Origin of the sequence: Enterococcus sp. GC34 (genome assembly GCF_040886645.1) — a bacterium.
GTDB classification, from domain to species: domain Bacteria; phylum Bacillota; class Bacilli; order Lactobacillales; family Enterococcaceae; genus Enterococcus; species Enterococcus faecalis.
This window is the reverse complement of the sequence record NZ_JBFOEF010000004.1, coordinates 34,601-51,022: the sequence shown is the minus strand read 5'-3', so window position 1 is coordinate 51,022 and position 16,422 is coordinate 34,601. Positions and strand designations below refer to the sequence as shown.

Annotated in this window: 10 protein-coding genes and 1 riboswitch; of the genes, 3 read left to right on the top strand and 7 right to left on the bottom strand. The window is 39.7% G+C overall.

The features are described 5' to 3' along the window. Window positions 1-49: 49 nt before the first annotated feature. Window positions 50-265: a zinc ribbon domain-containing protein gene (locus AB3I72_RS05145; RefSeq protein ID WP_002354768.1), complete on the bottom strand. Its 216-nt coding sequence runs from the start codon at window positions 263-265 to the stop codon at window positions 50-52. Window positions 266-403: 138 nt separating this feature from the next. On the opposite strand from AB3I72_RS05145, the gene AB3I72_RS05140 reads away from it, so the two are divergent. Continuing rightward, a complete protein-coding gene (locus AB3I72_RS05140; RefSeq protein WP_368023653.1) occupies window positions 404-1,396 on the top strand; it encodes a biotin--[acetyl-CoA-carboxylase] ligase in 993 nt (330 codons plus the stop codon). 66 nt (window positions 1,397-1,462) lie between these two features. Here the strand turns inward: AB3I72_RS05140 and AB3I72_RS05135 are convergent, their stop codons facing one another. Together AB3I72_RS05135 and AB3I72_RS05130 are read right to left on the bottom strand one after the other, a co-directional pair. After that, the gene (locus AB3I72_RS05135) at window positions 1,463-2,095 is read right to left on the bottom strand and encodes an RloB family protein (protein ID WP_368023652.1); all 633 of its coding nucleotides are present in this window, start codon (window positions 2,093-2,095) and stop codon (window positions 1,463-1,465) included. Window positions 2,096-2,103: 8 nt separating this feature from the next. Then, window positions 2,104-3,399 carry an ATP/GTP-binding protein gene (locus tag AB3I72_RS05130; RefSeq protein ID WP_002410675.1) on the bottom strand — a complete coding sequence of 432 codons (1,296 nt, stop codon included), beginning with the start codon at window positions 3,397-3,399 and terminating at the stop codon, window positions 2,104-2,106. A gap of 203 nt (window positions 3,400-3,602) precedes the next feature. Then, window positions 3,603-3,769, top strand: a riboswitch (M-box (ykoK) riboswitch). A gap of 91 nt (window positions 3,770-3,860) precedes the next feature. On the opposite strand from AB3I72_RS05130, the gene AB3I72_RS05125 reads away from it, so the two are divergent. After that, window positions 3,861-5,477: a phosphatase PAP2/LCP family protein gene (locus AB3I72_RS05125; protein ID WP_368023650.1), complete on the top strand. Its 1,617-nt coding sequence runs from the start codon at window positions 3,861-3,863 to the stop codon at window positions 5,475-5,477. A 270-nt stretch (window positions 5,478-5,747) separates the two neighbouring features. Continuing rightward, entirely contained in the window at window positions 5,748-5,891 is a 144-nt protein-coding gene (gene pepG1, locus AB3I72_RS05120) for a type I toxin-antitoxin system toxin PepG1 (protein WP_002389461.1), read from the top strand. 193 nt (window positions 5,892-6,084) lie between these two features. Here the strand turns inward: pepG1 and AB3I72_RS05115 are convergent, their stop codons facing one another. The 4 genes from AB3I72_RS05115 to menA form a co-directional block, all read right to left on the bottom strand. After that, a complete protein-coding gene (locus AB3I72_RS05115; RefSeq protein ID WP_368023649.1) occupies window positions 6,085-9,030 on the bottom strand; it encodes a WxL domain-containing protein in 2,946 nt (981 codons plus the stop codon). Between the two features lie 539 nt (window positions 9,031-9,569). Continuing rightward, the gene (locus AB3I72_RS05110; RefSeq protein ID WP_368023703.1) at window positions 9,570-13,064 is read right to left on the bottom strand and encodes a WxL domain-containing protein; all 3,495 of its coding nucleotides are present in this window, start codon (window positions 13,062-13,064) and stop codon (window positions 9,570-9,572) included. A gap of 1,651 nt (window positions 13,065-14,715) precedes the next feature. After that, window positions 14,716-15,078 carry an LPXTG cell wall anchor domain-containing protein gene (locus AB3I72_RS05105; RefSeq protein ID WP_368023647.1) on the bottom strand — a complete coding sequence of 121 codons (363 nt, stop codon included), beginning with the start codon at window positions 15,076-15,078 and terminating at the stop codon, window positions 14,716-14,718. 386 nt (window positions 15,079-15,464) lie between these two features. Beyond that, window positions 15,465-16,412: a 1,4-dihydroxy-2-naphthoate polyprenyltransferase gene (menA, locus tag AB3I72_RS05100; protein WP_002383158.1), complete on the bottom strand. Its 948-nt coding sequence runs from the start codon at window positions 16,410-16,412 to the stop codon at window positions 15,465-15,467. Window positions 16,413-16,422 lie beyond the last annotated feature (10 nt).

Genomic DNA, 16,422 nt, shown 5'->3' with positions numbered 1-16,422 from the left:
TCTTCTATTCACACAAAAAAAACGAATGCAAAGATGCATTCGTTTTTGACTAACCGCCACCTAATAAAAAGTCTAGGACATTCATGCCGCCGCTTGTTTGGCTGCGGTAAAGTTCGGTGTAGCCGCATTGGGTACAGCTAATTGTAATAAATTTTTTATTTTGAACATCAAAAATTTTCGCAAAGTTCCCACCTGTTGCTTGAAATTGGTCCGACACATAGTGCATGTTGCCACATTTCTCACAAACATATTGTTGCTTTTCCATTCCCCTCACTCCTTCTCAATAAAACAAGTATAGCAAACGCCTGCTTCATTTTCCTCCATCCTAAGATGGATTTTTTCACTAGTTGACCAAGCCTTTTCCTTTCCGCTACAATAAGCATAACGAATCGGAGGAAAAAATATGTCGACAAAAAGCCAAGTCCTAACTTTATTGATGAAACAAACGCCCGCATTCCTTTCTGGCGAAGAAATGGCACAACGTCTATCCTTATCTCGCACAGCTATTTGGAAAGCGATTAATGAATTGAAAAAAGATGGCTATCAAATTACTAGCGTGCAAAACAAGGGGTATCGCCTTGAAAAATCAGATGTCCTTTCTGCAGAAGGCATTCAGTTGGCATTATGGCCACAAACGCCACCTTTAACAATTACCGTCTTAGAAACATCTGAATCTACCATGACCGATGCTAAGCGGGCGATTTTAGACCAGACGCCAGACAATACATTGATTGTTGCTGACATGCAAGAAATGCCGCGGGGCAGATTCGGCCGACCATTTTTCGCTACGCCAGGTAAAGGGATTTACATGAGCATGGTGCTTCAACCGAACCAAAATTTTGAAGAAATCGCCCAATATACTGTGATTATGGCCGTAGCGGTCGCTCGAGCAATGGATGCTCTGGCAGGCGTTCACACAGAAATTAAATGGGTCAATGATCTTTATTTAAACGGCAAAAAAGTTTGCGGGATTTTGTCGGAAGCAATGAGCAATGTGGAAACAGGGCAGATTTCCAATGTCATCATCGGCATGGGGATTAATTTTTCAATTACAGAAACCGAATTTCCTGAGGACATTCGGCAGAAAGTGACTTCCCTTTTCCCAGATGGTGAACCGACGGCGACGCGAAATGAATTAGTCGCCAACGTTTGGAATCATTTTTATCAAATTTTAGACGAACGTTCAACGAAAGACTTTTTAGAAGAATACCGACAACGCTCCTTTGTGATTGGCAAAGACGTCGCTTTTACCCAAGACGGGCAAGACTTCCGCGGCGTTGCGACAACCATTAATGGAAATGGAGAATTGATTGTCCAGTTGCCTGATGGCACGGCCAAAACGTTGTCTTCTGGGGAAATTAGTTTGGACCAGATTGGTGAATGGCGTCGAGGATAAGTGGGGAAGTTTAGAAAAAGAGCAAGAAAGCACCTGCCTAAATTTAAACAGATGCTTTCTTGCTCTTTAAAAATCAACTTCTTTTTGTGCTAACATTTCGCACAATTCTTTGGGGAAATTCGTATAGGGATTTTCATTGATTTTCATTTCTTCTAAAGGAGAAAACCAGTTTTTATTCGTATTCTGAAAAGCAATAGCTACTTTTTCTTCAAGATACTTACATACTTCTGCGCCTTTAAAATTTCGATAACTGTCTTTTAAATGCAGAACTTTCTCTAATCTCCCATATAAATTTTCTCTAGTCATGTATCGATTGACTTCCTCAAAGTGAAGTAATAACCAGAGTTCAAAGCATTCATTTGAAAAAATTGTCTTGATTTCAGGACGATGTCGTTGTGCACATCTTACCGCGTTTTCAATCGATTCTGTGGTTTGTTCGTCCTTGTCATACATAACATAAAACAAATCATAATTGTCTCGCTCCGCTTTTCCCATACTCCGAATACAGGAAACGGCGTATTCGACCAACGCCTCTCCTTGACGTCTACATGTTTTTACTTTGAGTTTACTTTTAATATTGACTGCAGAATATTTTCGTTTAATCAATCTAAGGTAAGCTTCTTCTGTTTCTCCTTCGCAAAAAATCATGACATTTGGTTTTAATTTCTTTCCTTTTTTTACCCTTTTTATTTTTGGCATACCAACTTCTACTCCTTTACCTTCACTGCCTGAACGATTTCACTTCGATCAATATGAGGAACACCACCAAACAGACCATTTAAATAACGGCGATAATATGTGATATCTCCGCGACCTTTTTTTGGGTCTGCTTCAAAGTCATACAAAGCGTATAATTCGCTGGCACCACGATAATTCTTATCTGTGAAGTAAATTTGATCCTTTCTCAATTGATTATCCATCAAATGAAGTTCATGGGAGGTCAAGATAAATTGTGTATTCGTCTCCATGGCATTGAACGCTTCTAACAATGTTCCTGACAACTCTTGATGAAACGCATCATCAAATTCATCAAAAACAAAAACTTTTTCTTCTGGATTAAATAAAATATTTAGTGCTAAGCCAATTAATTTTTTCGTCCCAGAAGATTCCAAATCATAATGAATACGTTCTTGTCCGACCACTTGATTCATTTCATCATATTGGTTATAAACAGAGTACAGCGAATACAGACTTTTCTTGACTCGACCAATTTCAATGGTCGGGTCTTTTTCTTGGATAATTCGTTCTAAAACAGCGGCTAATTTTTCTTGTTTCGAGTAATCTTCCTCTTTGTCTTTCACAGGAACTAGGTCAACCATGTTCATATCCGCAAGTTTCAAAAAGTTCAAGACTTTCTCTTTGTCTTTTTCATTGTTCAACCGTTCAATATTCCGTAAAGATCCATCAAAAATAACTAACTGATTGGCAAACCAACGAACGACATTCGTAGCGTGCTGATCATTTTTTGATTCCAACGTATGGATAACTAACGAATTAGACTTAATTTGTGTTTGGTATTCTTGATATTTTTCTGGAAAAACGGAAGATTCCGCACCGTCTCTTTTAAAATAATAAACAAAATCATCCTGCGTTTTGTCATAAATTTCTAAAGATTCCTTAACTACTTCGCGCGCTGTGTTAGCTAACGAATAGCGATACAAGACACTGTCATTAATAAATTCAATGGTCATAACAGATGGACTTTGTTTAGTGAGAGGGTCTAACGCAAAAGGCTCATATAATAAAGCATCATTAATCGAAGCTTGTTCTCTTAAAACCAAAGTTTTTAACGCATTTAACCCACTCACTAAATTTGATTTTCCTGAACCATTTCCCCCAAAAACAATGGCACTCTTCAGTAACCTTAGTTTTTCTGGGTAATTTTTAGGTTTCACTTCGAAACGATTATTGACATACTTTCGTAAATACGCACCTGTTTGTAGGGAAAGTGTTTGTTCCTCTTTAAAAGATAGAAGATTTTTGACTGTAAAATTAACTAGCATGCTGTTCACCTCCTCGTTTTTTCATCTATTCTTTTATTATATCGTTAAAAGCAGATGCTGTAAAACGTTTTTCCGTTTTTAAAATCGATTTCCCAAAATAACGCTTTTCTCCCACACCTTTAAATTTATTTAAAAAACAATAAATTTTCTTAAACTTCATTGTGAGAACCGCTGCATAAATTCTATACTTCTAGCGTTAGATAAAATAACCTTGTTAGGTGAGGCTCCTATCCAAACATAGGCTATTGCGCAGAAATGTCGAAAGACACCAATGTGTAAAACAGGAATGGTCGAATTAAGGCTCTTCTAAAAATAGCTAAGAGAAATCTTTACGTTGGATAGTGCTAAAGCTCAGACGATGAGAACCGATTGGCTTGCTGTGTCCTGTTTAGTCGCAAGCGCTTATTTACGATCGATGCTGGCTTAGTCTACTCTTTCAAGGGAAAAAGAAAGGGATTCTCATGCAAACATCGAATAAAAAATTTCCACTTTATGCCCTAACAACGCTTTGTTTTACTTTCCTCACTTTGTTAGTGGCGGCTAGTCCAAATTGGTTTCAACAAATGGACGAAGCTATTTATCACATCAAATGGCAATTAAATGCCCCACTTTTAACAGCGGTCAATCTGTTAGCAAAAACAGCCACGATTGGACCAATGCTGCTATTCTTCTTATTATTGATGGTTTACCTTTTACGCAAAAAAGAAAAAATTCTAGCCTTTTGGGCTGTCAGTAACCTATTAGCTGTCGGCTTTTTAGGGAGCGTGTTTAAACATGTGGTGGGTCGGGCTCGACCAAACCTAGGTGCTTTAGCTGATCGAAGCTCTGCTAGCTTTCCCAGCGGACATTCATTATTAGCAATGGCGCTGGTCTGTACGATTTTGATCGTTTTGGCCTATCTTCATGTCGAAAAAACCAAAGGCATCAAAATTTTCTTACTCACTTATTTAGTTTTGATTGTGTTAGGTCGCTTAATCTTACGCGTTCATTATCCTAGTGATGTCATCGCTGGGATGCTCCTAAGTTATAGTTGGATCAACTTTTCATTTCAAATTGTTCAACGTTATTTGCCGGCACCTGAACCAGAGGAAGCAGAAGTACCGACACAACGCCGGCGCCGCCATTCTCGTAAAAGAAAAAGTTTATTCGTGGTCTTCAGTTTAACCCTTTTATTTTTAGGCACACTTTCTGTTTCAGCTTACGGCGTCAGCATGTATCGCAATTTGCAAAAAACAGCGAATACCATGTATAAACCAAGAAAATCTTCCACGAAGAGTCCCGATTTAGCCAAAGGTGAACCGGTTAGTTTCTTAATTATGGGGATTGCGAATGACTCAAAACGCAAAACCGATTACCGCTCCAATGCCTTAATGGTGGTTACAGTGAATAATCAATTACAAAAAACTACCATCACCAGCATCCCGCGTGACTACTATGTGGAAATGGCTGGCACCAATGGCGAATACAATAAAATCAATGCGGCCCACGTTTTCGGTGGTGCCGATATGCAAATCAAAACGGTTGAAAATGTCTTGCACATCCCAATCAATCATTACTTTTCAATTGATATGGATGCTATGAAGGACCTTGGCGATGCGGTGGGTGGCGTCACTGTTGACAATGCCTTTGCTTTTGACGCTGAAGGGATTCATTATCCGAAAGGCAAACAACATTTAGGTGGCTGGGAAGCTTTACAATACGCGCGCATGCGTTATGAAGATCCTGAAGGCGACTATGGTCGTCAACGCCGCCAACGAGAAGTTTTAATCGAATTAACCAACAAGCTACTTTCTTTTAACAGCTTGCTAAAATATCAAGAAATTCTGGACGTAATCGGCGAGCATGGCGAAACCGACTTGTCCTTTGACCAAATGATGGCAATGCTAAAAAAATACACCCCCGCACTAAAAACAATCGAAACCGATCAATTGAAAGGCTACGATTACACTGGCGATGGCGTGACAGGGATTGAAGGTATTTCTTATCAACTTGTGGAAGAGAGTGAACGCCAACGTGTCGAAAATGCCATCAAAAAACAAATGAACCTCTCTACGAAAGACACTGAACAATCGCAATAACGACTAAAAAGCAGCGCCCCTTAATAAAAGGGGCGCTGCTTATCTTTGCCTAGTTAGACGGTCATTTCAAAAATATTAATTTTTGTCACCGTTAGTAACGGCTCTACACTAGAGAGGTATGTTAGCGCATAGCTCTCTTTTCATTACCATTATAGTACAATTGCCTAAAAAATATATTGGAAACTAATTATTTTTTAGTTTCGCATGGTATAATCTATGTGTAGAGAAGTTATGGCGGTGGCTATCCAATCTGAAAGAGAGGTGATGCGTATGCACGTATTTCCGAAATTTAGAGAAAGGAGAGGCCTTTTGTCAGCATATGAAACAATTCAGACGATCCTAGGGTTTGGTATGTTTACCATTGCTTTGATTGCGCTGATTGTGAAATTACTTAAAAATGACAAGAAAAAATAACCGTCAACTTTGACCAAGTACGGTTATTTTTTATAAAATAATAACGGGTCACCGTCTTAAACGGCTCTACACTAGAGAGGTATGTTACAGCATATCTCTCTTTTCATTACCATTATAGCACAACGACCATCAAAAGACCATCAAAAAAAATGCCCGACCCTTAGAAAAATAAGAGGCTCAGGCATTTTTTATTTTATGGGCCAGTCACTAAATTCCAAGTAACTGCGGCTTGGTATTGTTGGCCAGCCATGCCTTGATTGGCTGGCACTTCTAGTTTGATGTTAGCAAACGTGAAGTCCAACTGGTAGACGTCACTACCTGTGAATTGTTGGTTTGCAACAACAGATGTTGCAGTATTGTCGGCGGTTAAAGTCATGGTGCTGGTCTTGCCGAGCGGTGTACTGGTTTCTGTTGATTGGTTGTAATCGGTAAAGTTGGCAGCAGTGGCCGTTCCTAGCAACAAGCGGGTCGTTGTCGGCAGGCTGTCTGTGGCTGATTTTGGTTGCGACAGTTGCGCTGTTAAACTCCAATTGTCTTGGCTGGTATTCAGTCGTAAATAGGGGTTGCGTGTGCCATTACCGTAATAACTTGCGGCTTTCTTCAAGCCATATTGTTGCTTACTTCCTGAAATTGCTAGTTTGCCAAAGTCAAATGTTGGCGTACTAATGAAGCCATCTCCGTCAGGACTAGTTACTTCTTGGTCTAAATCTTTAATACGGACCGTATCTTTGGCGGTTAAGCTGCCAAAGTTGCCCGTCACTTCAACTTCAGCGGTTAAAACTTGACCAGGGTTTCCTGTAACAGTCGTTCCTAATAAATTCATTTGTAACTGTCCGCCTGCTGGTAATGGTGTATTTAAGGGAAGAGAGAAACCTGTTTCCCATTGCTCTTGCGTAACTGGATAGGCTTTAGCATTCTGCCCTGTGCCTAATACAAAAATCGTATTGGGCGTACTGATGCCAGCGGCCCATGCCGCCGTTGGTTTAATTTTAATGGTCGTCAACGGTGCTTCCCCCGTATTTTTTAACATCACTTCCCAGTGATCCATTGTCGCACCATTGTCGACTATATCAACGGACCCTTTTAGCGTTAACTCTGCTGTAGGAACCGCTTCTTGATACACAGCGGTCATGTCGTCCTCATCATCAAATGTTGGTGTAAAGCTTGGTGTCGTTGTCGTCTTTAATGTTGCTGGTTTGTTTTTGCCTTTAAACCAGCCCTGGAAAACATACGTTTTAGTGCCAACTTGGTAGGTTCTCGGCAAGGCTTTTGCAGTGGTGTAGGTATAGCTTTCACTATCCATTACCAGCTGATTCCCTTGCGTAAAGCCAGTTGGTGGCGTGATTTCTGTGCCACTGTCGTCCACATAACGTTCAGTAATACGACGATTTTCTAAGTAATAATACATTGTATTATCTGTCGTATAATAAACGGGATAAGCATCCGTCGTTGCCATACTTAAAGCCTCACCAAATTCCGTTTTAGTAATATCATTTGTCCAATAACCTTCAAACATACGATAGCTATGAGGAGTCGTTGTCGGATACAAACGATAACGAGAACCCTCGGTTTCTATCCGTTCATCAGCACTCCCACTAACATATCTTAACGCCGTTGGTGCCATGGGATAAGCTGTCGTTGAGCCAGTGTAGAATGGACCTGGCGTGACTGTAGGAATTTTATAATGCTTGGGTACGGTTAAACGAAAATTAGTGGCTCCAGCAAAAGCTGGTTTAATTTTAGGTACATAAGTTAACTTTTGACTAGGAACAGTTAACTGCTTTAAATTGCCTACATTGGCACCTGTAGCAGTTCCCACATTCTGTGCCGTATCGCTCATGACAGTCGTTAGATTCGTTTGAATCTCAACATTTGTTGGTGAAATAAGGGTCCCTTGTTCGGTCACCAACCCAAAATTATACTTCACTTCGGGAAAAGTGGCGGTCATTTCTTGCACTTCATCGTAGAAAACATAGAGCTTGTCAGCCCCATCATAGGTCACATCAAATTCTGGTGTCAACGAGGTTTCTAACTTGACTGCTTTCGGGTCCGCTGGTCTTGATGCCCCTTTATACCATCCCTTAAACTGGAAATAACGGTTACCAGAACTATAGAACTCCGGAAACGCTTTTGGTGCTTTGTAGTGAAAATTTTCTGAATCAATCACCGTTTTCGAAAGTGTTGGATTGTACCCTGTCGGATACGCTGGTAAGCTATTCAGGTTCATGTCATTGTAATAAATGTTAACCCGTTTATTAGGTACATAATAGTAAATGTGATCATCCGTAGTCATGTAAGCAAAGGTATCACCCGCAACAGCCATATTAAAGCCTGGCGTAAACTGATTTTTCGCAGGATCATTGATCCAATAAGTATGAGAAAAGATAAACTGATTAGGTATACCTGATTCAAACATATTCACCCTAACACCTGTTGTTTCCTCCTTGTAGGCTGCCCCTGTTGTAAGATCCAACTGTTTCGTCACTGGCATCGGGTAGACTTGTCCAGTGTAATTCGCACTCGGTGTAACTTTCGGGACATCATAAAACCGTGGTAAAGTAATCTTTTCATTTTGGATGCCAGATACCTCATAACTGCTTGTGGCTGTATCACTAGACAAAGTTACTTTCGGCACCGTCATTTGCTTCGTGGTTTCCACGTTATTAGTGACTAAGGCCCCGACTTTCGTCAAAGTACCTTGCATAGTGTACTTCATAATATCCCCAGTAATCGAGACTTTCGCAGGATCAATGAAACGACCACTCTCATCTAAAAACGACATCGTATATGTTTTTTCTGGAATATCAACTGCTTTCACTGCTCGCTGCACACGGAGTGATTCTGATTCGTTGGCTATCATTGGTCTATTTACTGGTTCTTCAACTTGCCCGACTACTTGTTCAGTCTGTTCTGATGGCACCTCATCAGTTGGTGGTACGCCTGCTTCCGTATCGGCCTCTACATAAGAAGGTGCCTTTTGCTCTCCCACCCCTTCTGAAGGGACTGCTGTTGGTTGGTTCTCCACCTGTTTCTCTGACTTCGGCATGGTTTCAGCGACTACTGAAATGCCATTAAGTGAACTTGTTAATAAGGAACAACACAAAGCGGCTGCGAATATCTTTTTTACTTTTTGATTCATGCTATTCTCCTTTTAGTATGTATTTTTATATTAGTTTATGTATATTTTTTTATTTTCCATATTATTCTATCAAAAAAGTCACTCCCTGAAATTTTAAATTTTGACACGGTTACTCGTTTTTTCCAAAGATTCCTGTTATAGCAAGGCGGCAAGAGCCATTTTTTTCGAAGAAACACCTGAATTTCAGGAAAAATCATCATTTTTTTCTTGATTTCTGGCGAATCTCCTTAATATTTACAACGAAAAGCTCAAAATGTTAGTTATAAACACTAATATTTTGAGCTTTGCTTGTAATATTTTTACTATTAAAAAGCGGGTAAAGAAGACAAAAAGAAATGATTCTAGTTTAACTTTAGCTAGTTAGACAGTCATTTCAAAAAGACTAATTTTTATCATCGTTCTTAAACGTCCACCACTAAAGAGGTATTTTAACGCCTCGCGCTCTTTTTCATTTTTATTATGAAACAGCGGCCGTATAAAATTATCAATAAAAAATACCCGAGCCTCCTATTTTTCTGAAGCTCGAGCATTTTTTATTTTTACGGTCCAGTCACTAAATTCCATGTGACTGTGGCTTGGTATTGCTGTCTAGTCATGCCTTGACTAGCTGGCACTTCTAGTTTGATATTATCAAATACGAAATCTAGCTGATAGACATCACTGCCAGTAAATTGTTGGTTGGCAACGATGTTCGTAGCCGTGTTATTTGCCGTTAAGTTAATAACCTTGGTGGTACCAATCGTATTTTTCAACTCCGTTGGTTGATTGTAATTGGAGAAACTTGAAACAGGAGCTGCACCTAGTAATAGGCGGGTCGCTGTTGGCAAGCTGTCTGTAGCTGATTTTGGTTGCGACAGTTGTGCCGTTAAGCTCCAATTTGGTTGGGTTTTCTTAATCCGCAGATACGGATTACGTGTACCGTTGCCATAGTACGCGGCGGCTTTCTTCAATCCGTATTGTTGCTTGGTTCCAGAGATAGCCACTTGACCGAAATCGAAGGTTGGTGTACTAATGAAACCTTCGGCGGTTGGTGTAACAATCGCCTGATCATTGTCTTTCACACGAACAGTTGCCGAAGCAGAAACGCCACTGTAATTCCCACTAGTAGTGATCCCTGCTCGTAAGACTTTCCCCGCTGTGCCCGTCGCTTTGGTAGTGAACTGAACCGTGGCAGATTTACCCACTGGAATGTTAACCCCTAAGCTAACGCCATTAGTCCAAGTAGTCGCTGTGACTGGGACGGTTTTTGCCGTGCCGCCAACTGGTGTCACGATCATGGCGGTTGGTGCTGCTAAGCCAGCTGTCCAAGCCGTTGATTTTTTGATGGTGGCCGTGGTTAACGGGGCTTGGCTTGTATTGGTAATCGTAGCGCGCCATGTGACGTTGCCGCCGCTAGTCACTGTTTCAGCTGTAGTGCGTGTTAAAGTAACACTCGCTTTTGGTACTTCCTCTTTATACACCGCCGTCATATCGTCATTGCCATCAAAGGTTGTACTGAAGGTTGGTGTTGTTACTTTGCTTAACGTGGTTGGCTTAGTTTTACCTTTGTACCAACCTTGGAAAGTATAGGTTTTGCCACCAGCTGAATAACTAGCTGGCAAGGCTTTCGCCGCTGTATACTTGAAGGTGTTGCTTGTCATCGGAATCTGGTTACCTTGCGTGAATCCTGTTGGCGCTGTGATTTTGGTGCCCGTGGCGTCGACGAAGTTTTCGGTGACACGACGATTTTCTAAATAGTAATTGACCGTTCCTGTCGCATAATATTCAGCAAGACTCATCGTAGTATCTGACATACTGTTATAAGCCATCTTGTACAAACTAGTAAAACTTGTTCTAGTCTCTTCGCCTGACCATGTTAATTGAGAAAGTCGATAATTCGTTTGAGAACCGTTTACTGAAATTACTGAAGTTACGTTTAACCGACTTGGTAAATATTCATTAGTAGTACTATTATTATGAAAATCGATTACTCCTGTTACCGTTGGATATACTGTCCCTTGATAGTTACTTGAAGGTGTTACGGTCGGCGCTTTATAATATTTAGGAATGGTTACTATACTATTCAGCGTACCGTAATATATATCTCCTTGACCTAGCCCACCAGTTGGATTATACGCAGGAATTGTCAAACTTAAATAGTTCCCTTTGGTGATACTATTGACGGTTTGTAACGTCGTATAGCTTGCATTCGTAAGCACACCGACATCTGTACTCACATTAAAATTACTTGTTGGAGGGACGTACTTTCCTTGTTCATTGACAAAACCAAATTGAACGGTATTCCCGCCTAGTTTTAATTCATCGTAAACCACGGTGACATCATCTTGGTCATCATAACTGACTGGATATGAAATATTACGATTATCTTTGGAAATTTGATTCAGTTTCGCTGGTTTATTCTTCCCTTTATACCAACCTTTTAAGACATAAGGCTTGTTGTTGATTTTATAGGTATAAGGTAGAGCGCCCTTTTGAGTATAGGTAAAGTTATCACTATTAATCACGGTTTTTTTGCCTTGGGTGAACCCTGTTGGCGGTGTGATTTTAGCACCTGCGGCATTAACGAAGTTTTCGGTGACACGACGATTTTCTAAATAATAATAAATCGTTTTATCTGGAGAAGATAAGTTATAATCTCTTCCTATAATCCCTGAATAAATACCCGATGCATAGAATGTTTTATTTGTATCCCAAGTCCAATAAATACGTTTATTCCCATAAACAATTCCATTGGTAGTCAATTTATAGGAGTCTAGCCCATCTGTTTGAGAAACAATCGTATATGGTGCTTCTATATTTTTACGTATCTCTTTAGCCATCGGGTACTTTGTCTTATCGCCTGTATAAGTAGCTGTTGGGCTGATTGATATAGTCTTATAGCGTTTTGGAATCGTATGGTTAACATATCTCGTACCGTAAGTTTTAATCTCGGCAACTGGGAAATCATACGACTTTCCAGGAATTGATAATTTTTTTAATTTACTAGTAACTTGATTCGTTCCTTGAACTTTCCCTAGTACAGATGACTCAGTTGCGGTGCTTTCACCTAATTCAGCTTCTACAGTAAAATCTGCTGGATTTAATAAGTTACCTGCTTCATCAACATAACCAAAATAAACATCTTTTGCTGGTAAATTATACGTTTTAGGTACAACTTCCTCATAGACCGCTGTCATGTCGTCATTGTCATCGTAAGTCACAGCGTAACTAGGTGTCTTCGTTGTTTTTAAAGTCGCTGGTTTGGTTTTGCCTTTGTACCAGCCTTTGAACTTGTAGGTTTTTGTGCCAGCTTTATAGGTGTCAGGCAAAGTACCAGCTTGTTTGAATGTGTATGGGTTACTGGTAATCGCTGTTTGTTTACCTTGCGTGAACCCTGTTGGCGGTGTAATTTTAGCACCTGTGGCATCGACGAAGTTTTCGGTGACCTTGCGATTAGTTAAGTGATAGTATATTGGATTATTTACAGTACTGTATGACATAAGTCCAGAAGCTAAATTATTACTATGAATACTGGTATATAAAATTTTTGGATATTTAACACCAGGGTTAACATCCACATATGTTTCCGTTGGTGTAAAGCTCTTATCTGCTCGCTGCGTCAATGTTAAATCGGAAATCACTTGAGCTTCAGTTTTAACTATATTTGCCGCTGGATTATTAACTATAGTTATTCCTGGTAGTGGATATTTGGGATTGATTTTACCCGTTTTATCATAAAGGTTTAGCGTTTGATAATACTTTGGAAGTCTAATCGAGAAACTACTATATGCCTCTCCATTCCAACCTGTTTCAACAGGACGAGCTACATACGAGGCTGGAAATACTACTTTTATTAGGTTGCCAACTGTTGCAGCTCGATTGGATTCAATCATTTCAAATGAAACACTATCGTTTAGCGAGCCCCGTCCTCTATAAGCAATGTTTATATAATCATACGTAATAGCAATATCGGCAGGGTTCACTAATTGTCCTGCTTCATTCACAAAGCCAAACTGATACGTCAATTCTGGAAAGTTGGTTTCCTCATACACCACATTCAAATCATCATTATCATCATACGTCACCGCATACCTAGGTGTTTTAGTGGTTTTCAGTGTGGCTGGTTTAGTTTTGCCTTTGTACCAGCCTTGGAACTTGTAGGTTTTTCCGTTAGTGCCTTTATACATGTCTGGCAAAGTACCGCTTTGTTTAAAAGTATAATTTTCATTGTTTATTTCAGTTTGTTTATTCTCTAAAAAGCCTGTTGGTGGAGGAATTTTTGCACCTGTTGAATTAACAAAGTGTTCGGAAACTTTTTTGTAATAAATATAGTAATTAATTACCTTATTATAGTTCCCAGTACGAAATTGACCCGTTGTTCCTACTAATTGATCACTGTATATGGCATTTAAAGATAATCCACTGTTAGATAACAAGTTTGGTACTGTCCATCTAGTATTGCTACTTTTAGAAAAATTATAATTAGAAATGTCATAGTTACTTGTTGTAACTGTATTACCTGCATAAGGGCGAGATTGCATAATTCCTATACGACTATCGGGTAATGTACTTTTGGGCGGAGCCAAGACAATTTTTTCAATTCTATTTGTTGTATTTGTTGCGAAATTAATTGATAAATCGTTACCATATACTAACCAAGAACCTCCATTACTAGTACCAACTTGTATATTACCTGTGTTGAAACTATAGATTCCAGGTTCTGTGTTGGTCATAGTGATTGGATATCTTTTTGTTGCTCCTTCAACACGGTTATTAGTTGATTTGTAGAGAATTGGATTAATATTTACTGTCATTTGTTCATTAGTTAGTTGCCCATTCTCATTATAGATATTTAGTTTGCCAGCTAAAGCCAAATTCCCAACATATTGATCTAAATATTGCATAGTATTTACTCGTCTTACTTCGCCAAATCCTCTAAAGTTAATAGTTGAAACAATTGATTTATGCTCTCCATGAAATCCATTAGTAATAGTAGATTGAAAGTATAAAGTTTTTATATAACCAGATTGACCTGAATTTCTTCCATGCAAACGATTAATAAAAACAGTCAATCTTCTTGTCCCTGGGGTCCAAACGAAATATTCATTCCCACTGTTAGCATTTCCAGGACCTTCGCCTAAATAAACATTTTGCTCCTCTGGACCAACTTTAATCATTACAGAAGTTGGTTTTGACATTCCTTCGGACAATACAGTAGATATTACAATTGGTCCTACAATATCTGAAGTTGTATCTGTCGTTGTTATATTTTCAAACTTCAAACGATAATCGACAACATTTCCTAAACGAATACTCGTACGATTAGTCGTAGCTGTTGCAGCCCATACAAAAGCTTTCGGTAATATTGCTTTAGATTCTATTGAAGAGTTCTCATTCACTCCTGATAAATTCTTAGAATCAGGAATTATCGAAGGTGTTGTATCTTGAAAAAGTTTATTATTGTCTTCACTTTTTTCAGATTTATCTTGGTCTTCTACACTGTTCTCTACCTTATTGTAAGATTTTTCGAGTTCTTTTTGTTTATCTAACTCTTGTTTATTCGCTGTTTCTGTTGTGTCTTCACTTGCTACTGACTCTTCCGTTTGACTACTTTCAATCGTTACAGTTTCCGCAACTGCCGTCACGCCAGAAAAGGCATTCACTATCAAAGAACCACATAAGCCAATAGCTGCAAGTCGTTGCCATTTATTTCGCTTCATGTCGTCCCCTCTTTCTATGTACCATTCCGACAAGGCCGATTAAGACCAAGCCGAGAATGCTAAGATTTGCCTGACTCTTGCTCCCTGTACGAGGGAGCGTTGAGCCAGTTGTGGTGGTCTGTGTCGAACCACCACTCAGTTGATCTCCTTGCGGAGGACCAGCTGGTTCCTTGGGATCAGCAGCTGGCGCATCTGTTTTCGGCGGGGCATCTTTAGGAGCGGGTGTTCTCGGATTTTGGTAAAATTCAATCCCCACCGAACTAGAACCACCATCAGACGCTTCAACATTTATAAAGAAACTAGGAGAAGATAGTAGACACACAATCATTAAATAACGCTTTTTTTTCATTTTAAAACCTCCTTTTAAATCAACAACAGATTTGAGCTTGTGTTTATCGAATGCTCAAACAACCTTTTTTCATACCTCTATAATAACAAAGAACGCCCCCGTAGAAGTTGACGATTTTTACGCGCCTCATGCGAATTATCGGAAATATGCTGATAGGACAGAGTTCATAAGCGTGTTATTTAATTATCAACGAAAAAAAATGTTGTTTCACACTTACTTTCCCCAAAAACTCCTTCTTAAAAGCTTAAGTTTTCATTCTTTTTAACGAAAAAAGCTCAAAATGTCAGTGTTGTAGACTAACATTTTGAGCTTTTCTTAATTATTATGAAGAAACCTTCTGAAAAAAAACAAGATTTTTTTTTGCATACCTCGCACTTTTTTAGGTTTCAACCAATCAAAGCGCTAATTAATAGCCCTAAGGCATAGGTACCATTGAAAACCAGTAAGTTTTTAATGGAATGACGGAAACTTTTCGGCTGCGGCAATTCTTGTTTAAACGTTTGAATATTTTTCCAAATGACTGGCAGAGTGGCAAACGTGATTAACACCGGCCATTGATAAATACCACTAATGAAGCCAAATAAAATCACCAGATACCCAGCTAACGCTAACACTTGAAACAGCACAATCCCCGCTGGGCGCCCGATATAATAGACTAACGTATAACGGTGGTTCTCAATATCCGTATCTAAGTCCCGTAAATTGTTGGCGAGCATGATGTTAGCAATCGAACAGACCAAGGGCAAGGAAGCCACGACAATCGCAAGCACCGCCCAGAGATTGCCGTCTAAGCGAAAGGCGCCACTGGCGAAATCAACCGTTAAGTAAAACGGCGGCTGGGTAACGACGTTCAAGTAAACGGTTAAGACGAAGATGCCTAAGCCCATCGTGAAGCCACTGAAAATTTCTCCCAAGGGCATGCGGGATAACGGAATCGGTCCATACGTGTAGAAAATACCGATGAAGCAGCAAATTCCCCCTAACACAAGGAAGAGCCAACCGGTTTGAACCGTTAAGTACGCACCCACAACGGCAGTGAAGGCAATCATGGCGAAAATCATGTTGCGGACCAGTTGTGGTGAAACGCCTGATTGTCCGATAATATTTTCTTCATATTTATAGACGTCCGATTTGGCTTTTTTGAAGTCCATGTAATTATTAATGGCGGTGGTGGCCATATCAAAGACCACCATGCCAATGAAGAAAACCAGCGTGTTGCCCCACTGAACTTCCCCGAAATAGGTCATTGAAAACAAAACCCCGATGATAAAGGGAAAGAGACTGGCTAGCTTCGTCTGAATTTCCACTACTTTTAAAAACACATTTAAAGACATTTTTAGTCGC

Excerpts from the sequence above, each read along its gene's own strand:
- AB3I72_RS05145 (WP_002354768.1), bottom strand. The coding sequence starts at position 265 with ATGGAAAAGCAACAATATGTTTGTGAGAAATGTGGCAACATGCACTAT.
- AB3I72_RS05140 (WP_368023653.1), top strand. The coding sequence starts at position 404 with ATGTCGACAAAAAGCCAAGTCCTAACTTTATTGATGAAACAAACGCCC.
- AB3I72_RS05135 (WP_368023652.1), bottom strand. The coding sequence starts at position 2,095 with ATGCCAAAAATAAAAAGGGTAAAAAAAGGAAAGAAATTAAAACCAAAT.
- AB3I72_RS05130 (WP_002410675.1), bottom strand. The coding sequence starts at position 3,399 with ATGCTAGTTAATTTTACAGTCAAAAATCTTCTATCTTTTAAAGAGGAA.
- AB3I72_RS05125 (WP_368023650.1), top strand. The coding sequence starts at position 3,861 with ATGCAAACATCGAATAAAAAATTTCCACTTTATGCCCTAACAACGCTT.
- pepG1 (WP_002389461.1), top strand. The coding sequence starts at position 5,748 with ATGCACGTATTTCCGAAATTTAGAGAAAGGAGAGGCCTTTTGTCAGCA.
- AB3I72_RS05115 (WP_368023649.1), bottom strand. The coding sequence starts at position 9,030 with ATGAATCAAAAAGTAAAAAAGATATTCGCAGCCGCTTTGTGTTGTTCC.
- AB3I72_RS05105 (WP_368023647.1), bottom strand. The coding sequence starts at position 15,078 with ATGAAAAAAAAGCGTTATTTAATGATTGTGTGTCTACTATCTTCTCCT.
- menA (WP_002383158.1), bottom strand. The coding sequence starts at position 16,412 with ATGTCTTTAAATGTGTTTTTAAAAGTAGTGGAAATTCAGACGAAGCTA.